10 protein-coding genes and 2 pseudogenes are annotated in these 11591 nt (G+C 65.6%); 7 read left to right on the forward strand and 5 right to left on the reverse strand.

The window, feature by feature from the left end:
* Positions 1-57: 57 nt before the first annotated feature.
* Positions 58-258 (reverse strand): annotated as a pseudogene (locus H1R19_RS23290) (nitronate monooxygenase); the annotation flags it as partial.
* 7 nt (positions 259-265) lie between these two features.
* On the opposite strand from H1R19_RS23290, the pseudogene H1R19_RS23295 reads away from it, so the two are divergent.
* The 5 genes and pseudogenes from H1R19_RS23295 to H1R19_RS18750 all read left to right on the forward strand — a co-directional run.
* Positions 266-441: pseudogene (locus H1R19_RS23295) on the forward strand (acyl-CoA synthetase); the annotation flags it as partial.
* A 159-nt stretch (positions 442-600) separates the two neighbouring features.
* The gene (locus H1R19_RS18735; protein ID WP_188328862.1) at positions 601-1011 is read left to right on the forward strand and encodes a hypothetical protein; all 411 of its coding nucleotides are present in this window, start codon (positions 601-603) and stop codon (positions 1009-1011) included.
* Position 1012: 1 nt separating this feature from the next.
* Positions 1013-2380, forward strand: coding sequence for a hypothetical protein (locus H1R19_RS18740; RefSeq protein ID WP_219849788.1), 1368 nt, complete (start codon positions 1013-1015; stop codon positions 2378-2380).
* 52 nt (positions 2381-2432) lie between these two features.
* Positions 2433-2705 carry a hypothetical protein gene (locus H1R19_RS18745; RefSeq protein WP_188328864.1) on the forward strand — a complete coding sequence of 91 codons (273 nt, stop codon included), beginning with the start codon at positions 2433-2435 and terminating at the stop codon, positions 2703-2705.
* Between the two features lie 71 nt (positions 2706-2776).
* Positions 2777-3085 carry a hypothetical protein gene (locus H1R19_RS18750; RefSeq protein ID WP_188328865.1) on the forward strand — a complete coding sequence of 103 codons (309 nt, stop codon included), beginning with the start codon at positions 2777-2779 and terminating at the stop codon, positions 3083-3085.
* Positions 3086-3988: 903 nt separating this feature from the next.
* Here H1R19_RS18750 and H1R19_RS18755 read toward each other — a convergent pair.
* Together H1R19_RS18755 and H1R19_RS18760 are read right to left on the reverse strand one after the other, a co-directional pair.
* Positions 3989-5128: an NAD(P)H-dependent flavin oxidoreductase gene (locus tag H1R19_RS18755; protein WP_188328867.1), complete on the reverse strand. Its 1140-nt coding sequence runs from the start codon at positions 5126-5128 to the stop codon at positions 3989-3991.
* A gap of 24 nt (positions 5129-5152) precedes the next feature.
* Complete coding sequence (locus H1R19_RS18760; protein ID WP_219849789.1) at positions 5153-6778, reverse strand: acyl-CoA synthetase; 1626 nt, start codon at positions 6776-6778, stop codon at positions 5153-5155.
* A 62-nt stretch (positions 6779-6840) separates the two neighbouring features.
* On the opposite strand from H1R19_RS18760, the gene H1R19_RS18765 reads away from it, so the two are divergent.
* Positions 6841-7662, forward strand: coding sequence for a crotonase/enoyl-CoA hydratase family protein (locus H1R19_RS18765; protein WP_219849790.1), 822 nt, complete (start codon positions 6841-6843; stop codon positions 7660-7662).
* Between the two features lie 36 nt (positions 7663-7698).
* On the opposite strand, the gene H1R19_RS18770 is transcribed toward H1R19_RS18765, so the two are convergent.
* Together H1R19_RS18770 and H1R19_RS18775 are read right to left on the reverse strand one after the other, a co-directional pair.
* Entirely contained in the window at positions 7699-9273 is a 1575-nt protein-coding gene (locus H1R19_RS18770; RefSeq protein ID WP_219849791.1) for an HNH endonuclease signature motif containing protein, read from the reverse strand.
* Positions 9274-9411: 138 nt separating this feature from the next.
* The gene (locus H1R19_RS18775) at positions 9412-10449 is read right to left on the reverse strand and encodes an LLM class F420-dependent oxidoreductase (RefSeq protein ID WP_219849792.1); all 1038 of its coding nucleotides are present in this window, start codon (positions 10447-10449) and stop codon (positions 9412-9414) included.
* A 93-nt stretch (positions 10450-10542) separates the two neighbouring features.
* Between H1R19_RS18775 and H1R19_RS18780 the strand changes: the two genes are divergently transcribed.
* Positions 10543-11580 (forward strand): OB-fold nucleic acid binding domain-containing protein, encoded by a 1038-nt coding sequence (locus tag H1R19_RS18780; RefSeq protein ID WP_188328872.1) that lies wholly within the window; start codon positions 10543-10545, stop codon positions 11578-11580.
* Positions 11581-11591: the final 11 nt, after the last annotated feature.

Genomic DNA, 11591 nt, shown 5'->3' on the forward strand with positions numbered 1-11591 from the left:
ACGGTGGAGGGTTTGCGGGGGGGTCAGCCGCAGCGTCTTGTTCATCCGGCGACGGAACGGCGGGACGCCCAGGTCATCGAGGGTGCGTTCGACGAACGCCCGATGCTCGGGCGGGATCATCGAGTCGAGATCCATCTTGGAACCCTCAGTCCGCATCTTGGCCGGCATCACCACGTCTACGCCGAACGGCTTGCCGTCGGTGTTCTCGTGCATCCACTCGAGGACCTCGCCGGACTCATCGGCCTCGTTGAAGCGGACGTACCTCGCCGAATTCCCTGCGACCCAACGCGATCTCGGCCCAAAGCAGTGGCCGCATCGAGCGCGGATCGTCGACCGGTTGCCCGAGACCTCGACGTTCAAGGCGGTGAACACCTACTCGCTTCCGACCCGAACCCGCCGACCTGGCGCCGCGACGGCCGCGGATACGGCGCCATTTCGTAGATCGTGCACGCCCTTGCCAGCAGCTGTGGATGACCGTGCGCACGCCGGCGCCGACCAGCCTTACAGTTGCGATCACTCGGGCAGTCCTCCTGGAACGACGACACCACTCCTGGTACTGCACCGTGCTAGGTTTCAGCAACGATTCGTGGGGGTGGGGACTTGTCGGACCTGATCGTCGACCCTGCGGCACTCATAACCGCCGCAGTAGCCATCGAGCACAGCGCATCCCGAATAGGGAATCTCCGGCTTGGAACGGATGGTGGGCCTGGATACACAACCCAGCCGTTCGCCTCGCTGACCGATGCGTTCCGCGGCGCTACGCATGACATGTCACACCTCGCCTCGAGCACCGACCGCAGAATCGCAACTTCATTGTCGAACACCTCGGATGCCGTCTCCGCTTTTGCCGCATTGGTGATGCACTGCCGGAACACCACCGTCCACACCGACGACGACAACTCCGACCGGATCGCGGACGCGACCGGGCACCCCGTGCGAGCCGGGGCACTGACCGATCACCCAGTCCCACAACCCATCCTCCAGGATGTCGCAGCAAAGGCACCCCGCTGACGTGACTCCCAACTACGACGAGATCATGTCATGGAAGCCCGACGCACTGACGTTCGTCGCAAACGGCCTGTTCGCGCTCAAGGCCAGCCTCGACCTCGAAGCACCCAAAGCGGGAAACCCAGTGCTGAACCTGACGCGCACGGAGTGGACCGGACAGGCACGAGGGCCTGCCGACGATCGGGCCGAGTCCATCACGCGCTGGCTACGCAACATGGCCGACGAGTACGGCGACCTGGCTCACGCCGTGAACACCGGCGCGGCCGACATCGCTGGAGCCATCACCGAACTCCGGAACGCCACCACCGTTGCCGGTGACGAGGGTTACCTCCTGGATCGTGCAAGCCATGAGTACTCAGTGCACTTCAGTTCCGACAGAGCCCCCGCAGGCGCCGAGTTCAACGCCACCACGCTCGCCGAGGTACAAGGAAAACTGAAGAGCCTGGGTGAGACCGTCGACCGCGCAGTCACCGAAACCGGGAGCGCCGTCAGTTCAGCGGTTGGCGAACTGTACGCGCTGACGCCCGCGTCACTCGGCGTCGACAGCGGACTGGTCTCCAATCAGAGTGAGGCGTTCCGAACGGTCTACGGGCGTGATCCCGATAGTCTCAACGACTGGCGGATCGCGGCCGCACTGGACCCCCACAGTTACAACCCGAAGAACAAGGGCGTTCCGCCAGTGATCAGCGTGATCAAGATCAAACCCGTTCCCGGACAGGGGGTCGTGGCAACTGGATTGTTCATCCCGACCGAGCGAGTCATCGCAGGTGCCGACCTTATGGGTTCAGAACTCAAGAGAAATCTTGGAGACGACCGCGGTTTCGATTCGAACTTCGCCCCCGAGGACAATCGGGTTTCGTACTTCATCGACTACGAGAGTGGGGTGGTCGTGGCACGACAGAACCCTTCGGTTGACGAACGAGGCCATGTGAAAACCGGGACACCCATGGTGCGCGCCTGCCAGCTACCCGACGGCACGGTGGCGATCAATTACGAAGGGGCTGACCCGCTGGCTCTGTCGGGTACAGACAAGGCGGGCTGGAGTGTGCGGGGACAGACCATCGTTACTCCTGGTCCCGATGGGGCGAGAGTCTCGGGCGAGAGAACGAACTTCCCATCCGTGGAGACGTACCAATACATGCCCGACGGTCGTACACGAGCCTTACTCCGAGAGGACTCAGGCGATCACACAGAGTTCGGGCCGATGCGGGATCTTCCGTTCCAGCATAGTTATGGGCAGTACAGCACGGATCTATCTCGTTTCCCGAAGGATCCCGACTCCGTGGCTTACGGGCCCCCTCCCCATCCCATCGAAGGGATGACCGAGTTCGGAGGAGTAAGCAACCCTCCCACGATCAAAGGAGTCGGATGACTACGGATGACGCCGTGACGGGAGGACCAACCCGACACCGTGACGCGGTTCGATGAACGACGAGACGCGGCGCGACGTCGAACCGGCCGACAGCACCGGCCAACTCACCTACGCTGGCCAGACGGCGGCCTCCGTCACACTCGCGTGTGTGATCGTCGGCATCCCGTTCCTGTTCGCTGACGACAGAGTCGTTGTAGCACTGACTGTCACAACGGCTGTCTTCGTCGCCGGATGCGCTCTCCTCATCAATCCGCGCACTCGCGCGTGGGGAGGCGTGGTCGTCGCAGTCGCCGTCCCCTTCTATCTCGTCACGGGTTTGATGTGACAGTAACCAGCAGCCGACAGCCAGACACCCGATTCTTCGGCCCCGTCACTCCGTATGTCACAATCGCCGCGATGATGCTGGCACTGCTGTCGATCAGCTACCTATGGCTCATCGGTATTCTCTTCAACGTCATACTCTTGTTCGTCGGCATCATCCTCATGGTCAATCGCGGGAAGGTCCGGCAGATCGGCACCGGCATCACGGTCGCCTACCTGACGTTCGTAGCCGCACTGGGGATTGTCATCCTCGTGGACTTCATCAAGACCGACGACGCGCCCATATCGTCATCATCGACCAGCACAGCGGTCTCTCCTCCGGTGGAAGAGAATCTGGCATCTCGCGTGGGCGACGCTGCCGTGGACGGCAGTTGGCTCCGTTGAGGATCCACCTAATTTCAAGGAGCCCGCGTCGACGATGCCCGGATGCGGCCGGCCTTCCTGCACAGTGATGAAAGATAAGACGCCGCTCGATCATGGGGGCGGTCATGTTGACGAGTCAGATACCGGTCTTGGTCAACTCCTGGGTTCCCGCGCAGGTCAGCCGCAGAGCGGGTCGGCGTCGACGATCCTCCGAACTGGAAGGAATACGATGATTCTCCAAGGTATTCGCAACAGAACGCGTGGCCCGGCCGCCTGCGCCAAGGGGCAATCATCCTGATGCCCTGCGCCGCCGACCCAGTCGATCCGGCTGCCGACTCGCGCCAGGCCACCTTCGCAGCACAGACGGTTGTAGCCGTTCTGTTGATGTTTGCAATGTTTGCAGCACCGGACGTCGCCGACCTGTGGTCGGCCACCATCTCCCGTCTGCTCATTGTTGCTGCCGCCCTCACTCTCTCACTCACTCTCTTGTTCGTGGGGAAACGTGCGCGAGAATGGTCTGCGGTGATAGCGGTGACACCGTGCGTGAGTGGCGCCGTGTTGCTGCTCGTGGAGGTCTGACGCTTGGATACTCGATTCTTCGGTCCGGCAACTCCATTCGTCACAGTCGCAGCATCAGCGCTGTCTCTGCTCGCATTTGCGTTCTTCTGGGGTCCGGGGTTGGTGTTCGGCGTCCTACTCTTCCTGACCGGCGCCGTAGGAATGTACGCGCACGGGCGGACCAGGCATGTATGCACCGGGATCGCGACGGGCTCGTTCGTTGTTCTCGCCGGCCTCGGAGTCGCTTTCATCGTCGCCGCGTAGGTGACCGTCGCGGGGACCACCGGCCACACCCTCCACCGTTGGACACGTCCACCACCGATTCGGTGGTGGACGTGTCCAACGGGGGTGGGTTTGCGGGGCGGGTCAGCCGCCCAGCGTCTTGTTCATCCGGCCGACAGCCTCGTCGTACTCGCTGACGAGGTCGGCGATGAGGTCGGCCACCGGCGTGATCGCGTTGCAACGTCCGACGATCTGACCGGCCGGCATCGCGACCACATCGGGGTTGTCGGCCGCCGAGATCCGCGCATGCGCCTCGGCGACGAGGAGGTTCTGCAACGGCATCGGCAGCGGTTCGGGTGCGTTGGCCGCGTCCCAGGCATCGGTCCACGCCGTCTTCAACAGGCGCGCAGGCTTTCCCGAATAGATACGACGACGCACCGTATCCCTCGAAGTCGCCTTCAGCAGTGCCTGCTGGACCGTCGACGGCTTGTCAGAACCCTCGGGCACACCGAGCTTGTACTCCGCCGCGGTCAGCCAATAGGTACCCATCCAGACCCCCTGCGCGCCGAGGGCGATGGCCGCGGCGATCTGACGGCCACTGCCGACACCACCGGCCGCGAGAACCGGCGCGGTGTCGCCGACCGCGTCGACGAGGTCGGGCCACAGGATCATCGACGTGACCTCACCGGTGTGGCCGCCGCCCTCATACCCCTGCGCGATGACGATGTCGACACCGGCCTCGACATGATGCAGCGCATGCTCTTTCGCGCCGGCCAGCGCCGCCACCAGCACACCGTTGTCGTGCGCGGTCTGGATCACGTCATCGGGCGGAGACCCCAGCGCGTTCGCGATCAGCTTGATCTGCCCGTACTTCCGGCGATGCTCCATCGCGACGTCGACGTGCGAGCGGGCCACCGAGTGCAGCCAGCCGAGCACACCGGCGTTGATGCGCTCGCCGTCCGGCAGCGGCGGGACGCCCAGGTCGTCGAGGGTGCGTTCGACGAACGCGCGGTGCTCGGGCGGGATCATCGAGTCGAGGTCCATCTTGGAGCCCTCGGTCGGGATCTTGGCCGGCATCACCACGTCGACGCCGAACGGCTTGCCGTCGGTGTTCTCGTGCATCCACTCGAGGACCTCGTCGAGCTCCTCGGCCTCGTTGAAACGGACGCACCCGAGCACACCGAGGCCTCCGGCTCGGCTGATCGCCGCCGCCACGTCCTGGCTGGGGGTGAACCCGAAGATGGGATATTCGATGCCGAACTTCTCGGCTAGTTCAGTACGCATTGATCTCAGCTCTCTTCCGGCGCTCTACAGCGCTTCGTCGGCGGGACGCTCCGCGGTGACCGCGGCACCCCACCGGTAGTCGGGTTTTCCTGCGGGAGAACGTTTGATCTCGTCGACGAACCACACGCTGCGCGGACATTTGTAGCCGGCGAGTTCCTTGCGGACCACCTCGTTGAGACTGGCCAGTGACGGACGCTCACCGTCGCGAGTGGCGACGACGGCCGCGACGCGCTGACCCCAGCGGTCGTCGGCGACACCGACGACGACAGTGTCGAAGACGTCGGGATGAGCCTTGAGTGCGCCCTCCACCTCCTCGGGGAACACTTTCTCCCCGCCGGTGTTGATCGACACCGAGCCGCGGCCGAGCATCGTGATGGTGCCGTCCTCCTCGAGGACGGCGTTGTCGCCGGGCAGCGAGTAGCGCACCCCGTCGAAGACCCGGAACGTCTTGGCCGACTTCTCCGGATCGTTGTGATAGCGCAGCGGCACATGGCCCGACCGTGCGAGCACGCCGACCTCACCGCTTCCCGCCTCCACCCGGGTGCCGTCCTCGCGCAGGACGTGGGTCTCGGTGTCGGCCTTCACCCGCGGTCCACCGGTGTGCGGAGTGCCCTTGGCGACGACGCCCAGCCCCCCGAAACCGGTCTCCGACGATCCGATCGCGTCGATGATGACGGCATTCGGAAAACGGTCGAGAAACTGCTCTTTCACACTGGGCGAGAAGAGGCAGGCCGACGACGCGATGGAGAAGACACTCGACAGGTCGTGTTCCCGACCGTCTTCGAGGGCCTCGATCATCGGACGCCCCATGGCATCTCCGGTGATGAACACGACGTTGACCTTGTGCCGTTCGACGATCTCCCACGCTGCTGCACCGCTGAACTCGGGGTACACCACGGCTTTTCCACCGGCGAACAGGGACTGGAAGATCGCCCACTGCGATCCGCCGTGGATGAACGGCGGAATCGGGTAGCGGACGAGCTGACCACCCTCCGCGCCGGTCTTCGCGAGATGCCACTCGTCGGGTACGGGTTCGCTTGTATACCAGTCGATTCCACCGCCGAGGACGCGCCACACGTCGACCTGACGCCACACGACCCCCTTGGGCTTGCCGGTGGTGCCGCCGGTGTAGAGCATGTAGACGTCGTCGTCGCTGCGTTCTTCGAAGTCCCGCTCGGTCGACGATTCGGCGATCGCGTCCTCGTATCGGATCGCCTCGCCGTGGCCCTCGCAGCACAGCTCCTCCGACGAGCCGTCCTCGATGACGATGCGGTGCTCGAGTTCGGGAGATTTCGGCAACGTGTTGCACACACGTGGCGTGTAGACGCGTTCGTGGATGAGGACCTTCATCCCGGAGTCGGTGAAGATGTGCTCGAGCTCGGCCTCGACGTACCGGTAGTTGACGTTCACCATCACCGCGCGGGCCTTGAAGATGGCGACCATCGATTCAACCGATTCGATGGTGTTCCTGCTGTACAGGCCCACTCTGTCGCCGGGTTGGACACCCAGATCACGCAGCTTGTGGGCGAGGGCGTTCGAGCGCGCCTCGAGCTCGGCATACGAACGACTGCGATCTCCGGATTCCAGAGCCGTGCGTTCGGGTACCAGGTCGACGGCATGCTCGATGAGATCGGCGATCGTATAGGCCATGGGATCAAAATTAGAACGTGTTATCGTTCTGAGCAAGCGGCAATATGACCCGGGAGACAGCGATGACCACAGCCACCCCCACCGAGTCCCCCACCGACAAGGCTCCCGAGTGCCTCGTCGAGAAGCGCGGACACATCCTCATCGTCACGATGAACCGCCCGGAAGCGCGTAACGCGCTGTCGACGGAGATGATGCGGATCATGACCGAAGCGTGGGATCAGGTCGACGCCGATCCCGACATCCGCGTCGCCATCCTCACCGGAGCGGGCGGATACTTCTGCGCGGGCGCCGATCTCAAGAGCATGAACAAGAACGCCCCGGGCGACACCGTCGACTCGGGCGCGTGGAACCCGGCGTCGTTGCCGGCGCTGCTCAAGGGCCGTCGTCTCACCAAGCCGCTGATCGCCGCAGTAGAGGGTCCGGCCATCGCCGGCGGCACCGAGATCCTGCAGGGCACCGACATCCGCATCGCGGGCGAAAGCGCGAAATTCGGTGTCTCCGAGGCGCGCTGGGGCCTGTACCCAATGGGCGGCAGCGCGGTGCGCCTCGTCCGGCAGATCCCGTACACCGTCGCCTGCGACATCCTGCTGACCGGTCGCCACATCACCGCGCGCGAAGCACTCGAGTACGGCCTGATCGGGCATGTGGTCGACGACGGCACCGCCCTGGACAAGGCCCTCGACCTGGCAGAGAAGATCGCCGCCAACGGGCCCCTCGCCGTGCAGGGCATCCTCAAGACCATCCGCGACACCGAGGGCCTGCACGAGCTCGACGCCTTCGAGATCGACGCGAAGATCGGCATCTCGGTCTTCAAGTCCAAGGACGCCAAGGTCGGTCCGCGGGCCTTCGCCGAGAAGCGCACCCCGGAGTTCACCGGCGAGTGAGCCTCGCGGCGCAGCCCGGGAGTGCTGGACCGGCAGTCAGTTCGCGCTGAGCAGCGCGGCGAGACGTGCTTCGACCCGGGAGAATCCGGCGGCGGGCCGATGGTCGATGACCACCCGTGAGGAAAGACATGCGGGATCGTCGGACGTGTCGGGTCCGTAGATCTCGTGGCGCACATCGTAGAGGTGGGCGGCGAATCGGTGCGGTATGTCCGGTCGCCGGTTGACCCGTTCGGGGTTGGGTGGGGCTCCGGGTTCGGCGTTCAACCGCCACACGCACCGGCCTTCCTCGGGGCCTTCGCGTTCCATCCTCGTCGTGTACTGCCCGGGCCGGGCACCCACCATGCGGTTGTGGCGCCCGCAGGCGGGGGCGAGGTCGGTGATGTCGGTCAATCCGCCCAGCGCCCAATCCTGTTCGGCGTGGTGGATCTCCACCTGAGCCGCGGGCTGATCGCACCCGGGTGCCGAGCAGACCTCACCATCGGGTCGCGCGAAGGAGACGAGGCGCTGACCCCTCGTGGCGAAGCGTTTGCCGGTGCCGAAGTACAACGGCACCGCGGTGGCGTCTTTGAAGATCGCCAGATACGGCTGGATGTCGGCAGCCATGTTGATCAGGTCGGGGATCGGCAGCAGCGTGCCGGTCACCGTGGTGGCCATGCCGGTTCCGCGCTGCAGATCGCCGAGGTCGGCCTTGACGATCAACGTCATCGGCAGGCCGCGATGCGTCGAACCCAGTACCCCACTCGCGAACATCGACGTCAATGCGGCGTGTAGGGCGTCGTGGTTCATCTGTGCCGGGGTGCGGTCATCACGTTCGGCCGCTGCGGTCACCGCATCAGGGTCGGCATCTTCGGCGAGTCCCTGCGGTGAGGTCGGATCATCGGGGTTGTTCATCCCGGCGCGGGCGCCGCCGGCGAGCAGCATCTTCAGCAGGGCGGCCATTTCCGCCGTCAGCACGGCGGTGAGTTTCGCCGTCCCGTCGGCATGTTGCCGGTTGATCCACAACGCGCGTTTCCGCTTGCGCCCTGTCTCATCGGCCAGGGTGCCGTCCGGGTCGAGGTACCCCAGCAGACGTGCGCCGAGGGCGGCGATGTCGTCCGGGGTGTGGTCGACGGCGATCTCGGCCATCTGCCGTTCCGCAGCGACTTTCACATCATGGTCGGTCGCCGGCGGGATCTGCTCGAGCACATCGATGACCGCACGCACATGCCCGGCACCGACCCGGCCGGCGGCGAAGTCTGCAGCCAGACCGGGATACTCCGGCTCCAGAGGTTCGCCGGTGGGACTCGAGTAGGTCGCCGTCGCGGCGCGTTGCCTGTTGCGGCGTCCCGGATCGGTGATCCTCAGGCGGTGGGCCATGAACGCGGTCACGCTTCGGTGGCCGGTCTTGCGGGGCAGGTCACGTTCGACGCTCTCCACGATCTGCCGGTCGCCCGCGTGGTTCAGTCGCGCGATGGCCCGTTCGGTCCGCACCGCCACATCGACCAGCTGGGCATCGGAGCATTCCGCCAGGTTCGCCGCTTGCATCTCGTCGAGGAGCCGATCCAGCTCATCCGCCAGGCGCACGGCTTCCGGCAGGGACGCGGCGTCGGCCGACTCCATATGCGTGGTCATGACGGTCACCCCCCGGTAGCCGATAGATCGTGCGTTCGATTGTAGACCGGAACCCATTGGCGCGCAACCACTGTCGCACCTGGTCGGGTGACGCGAAGTTGTCGGTGGCGCGTGGTAAGGACGACGAGCCGCGACGAGTCAGACCAGCGTCGCGAGCTCCCGGATGGTGTCGGTGTCCCGCGCGGTGACCATCAGCATCGTGACGCCCGCGGCCTCCCACTCCTTGATCTGGCTGCGCACCTCGTCGGCGGTTCCGACGAGCATCGTCTCGCGCACCATCTCGTCGGGGACTGCGGCGACCGCCTCGGCCTTCTTGCCGCTCAAGAACAGGCCGACGATCTCGTCGACCGCGTCGGCGTACCCCATCCGCTTGTACAGCTCGGCGTGGAAGTTCTTCTCCTTGGCACCCATTCCACCGACGTAGAGCGCCGTCGACGGCCGGTACCGGCCGATGGCCGAGCCGACGTCGTCGGTGATCACCACCTGCACCGTCGCGGCCACCTCGAAGTCCTCTCGCCGACGCCGCGCCCCCGGACGCGCGAATCCCTCGTCGAGCCAGGAGTTGTACTGGTCGGCGAGCCCGAGGCTGAAGAAGATCGCGAGCCACCCGTCGGCGATCTCGGCGGTCTGCGCAACGTTCTTCGGCCCCTCCGCGCCCAACCAGATCGGGACATCGGCACGCAGGGGATGCGTGATCGGCTTGAGCGGTTTGCCGAGTCCGGTGGCGCCCGGCGCGTCGGCCGGATACGGCAGCGGATAGTGCGGTCCCGCGTTCGTCACCTTGTCGGCGCGGGCGAGGACATCCCGGACCACCCGCACGTATTCGCGGGTGCGCGCCAACGGTTTCCCGAACGGCTCGCCGTACCAGCCCTCCACCACCTGCGGCCCCGACACCCCGAGGCCGACGATGTGGCGGCCCCCGGAGAGGTGGTCGAGGGTCAGCGCGTGCATGGCCAGCGAGGTCGGCGGGCGCGCCGACAACTGCGCCACCGCGGTGCCGAGGCGGATACGCGACGTCGCCGCGCCCCACCAGGCCAGTGGTGTGTACGCGTCCGATCCCCACGATTCCGCGGTGAACACCGCGTCGAACCCGCATTCCTCCGCGGCGCCGATCAGCGCCGGCGCGTTCGGGATCGGATCGGCGCCCCAGTACCCGAGCTGCAGACCGAGCTTCACTCCCACTCCCCTTCTCGCCACGCCGCGCGTTCCCACGGCCTGACATGCATCTTGTGCCCAATACTAGAACGTGTTCTACTCGGAGTCGTGAGCATGAGCGTAGCTTCTCCGGGTGCCCGGCCAACGAGTCCTGTCGCCGAGGTGCCCCAACCGGAATCCCCCATCCTGACCGCTCCGTTGACCAACTCCTTCGCCTACACCCGCTCGTTGGGCCCGGTCCTGAGCCAGTTCGCTCTCGCCCTGCGTGACGGCCGGATCATCGGGTCCAAGGGCAGCGACGGCAAGGTCTCGGTTCCACCGGTCGAATTCGATCCGGTCACCGGCCGGCAGTCGACCGAGTTCGTGGAGGTCTCGACCGTCGGCACCGTGACCACGTGGACGTGGCATCCCGAGCCGGTCGAAGGTCAGCCGCTGGACAAGCCGTTCGCCTGGGCCCTGATCAAGCTCGACGGCGCAGACACCGCACTGCTGCATGCGGTTTCGGTGGAATCGGCCGCCGAGATGTCGACCGGCATGCGGGTGCACGCGGTCTTCGGCGCGGCGCGGATCGGCCGCATCGACGACATCATCCACTTCGCACCGGGCGAGAGCCCGGAGAGCGCGCCGGACAACACCGCGGACGCGCCGAAGGGAGCCGAGACCGGTCTCGTCGTGATCCCCACGCCGGTCACCACACAGATCACCCACTCGGCCAACGAAGAAGAATCGGTCTACCTCGAAGGTCTGAAGGCGGGCAAGCTGATCGGCACCCGGATCGGTTCGGGAGTCGACGCCGGACGCGTGTACTTCCCGCCCCGCGGCGTGAGCCCGGCCGACGGATCGCCTGCCTCCGAACGCGTCGAACTGCCGCACACCGGCATCGTCACGACCTTCTGCATCGTCAACGTGCCGTTCCAGGGGCAACGGATCAAGCCGCCGTACGTGGCCGCCTATGTGCTGCTCGACGGTGCCGACATCCCGTTCCTGCACCTGATCCTGGACTGTGAGGCCTCCGACGTCCGAATGGGCATGCGCGTCAAGGCCGTCTGGCTTCCCGAAGACGAGTGGGAACACTCGATCGGCAACATCAGCCACTTCGCGCCCACCGGGGAACCCGACGCCGAGTACGAGACCTACCGTGACCATCTCTGACGACGGATCAC

Source organism: Gordonia jinghuaiqii (genome assembly GCF_014041935.1).
In the GTDB taxonomy this organism is placed as follows: domain Bacteria; phylum Actinomycetota; class Actinomycetes; order Mycobacteriales; family Mycobacteriaceae; genus Gordonia; species Gordonia jinghuaiqii.

Excerpts from the sequence above, each read along its gene's own strand:
- H1R19_RS18760 (WP_219849789.1), bottom strand. The coding sequence starts at position 6,778 with ATGGCCTATACGATCGCCGATCTCATCGAGCATGCCGTCGACCTGGTA.
- H1R19_RS18765 (WP_219849790.1), top strand. The coding sequence starts at position 6,841 with ATGACCACAGCCACCCCCACCGAGTCCCCCACCGACAAGGCTCCCGAG.
- H1R19_RS18750 (WP_188328865.1), top strand. The coding sequence starts at position 2,777 with ATGATGCTGGCACTGCTGTCGATCAGCTACCTATGGCTCATCGGTATT.
- H1R19_RS18770 (WP_219849791.1), bottom strand. The coding sequence starts at position 9,273 with ATGACCACGCATATGGAGTCGGCCGACGCCGCGTCCCTGCCGGAAGCC.
- H1R19_RS18745 (WP_188328864.1), top strand. The coding sequence starts at position 2,433 with ATGAACGACGAGACGCGGCGCGACGTCGAACCGGCCGACAGCACCGGC.
- H1R19_RS18755 (WP_188328867.1), bottom strand. The coding sequence starts at position 5,128 with ATGCGTACTGAACTAGCCGAGAAGTTCGGCATCGAATATCCCATCTTC.
- H1R19_RS18780 (WP_188328872.1), top strand. The coding sequence starts at position 10,543 with ATGAGCGTAGCTTCTCCGGGTGCCCGGCCAACGAGTCCTGTCGCCGAG.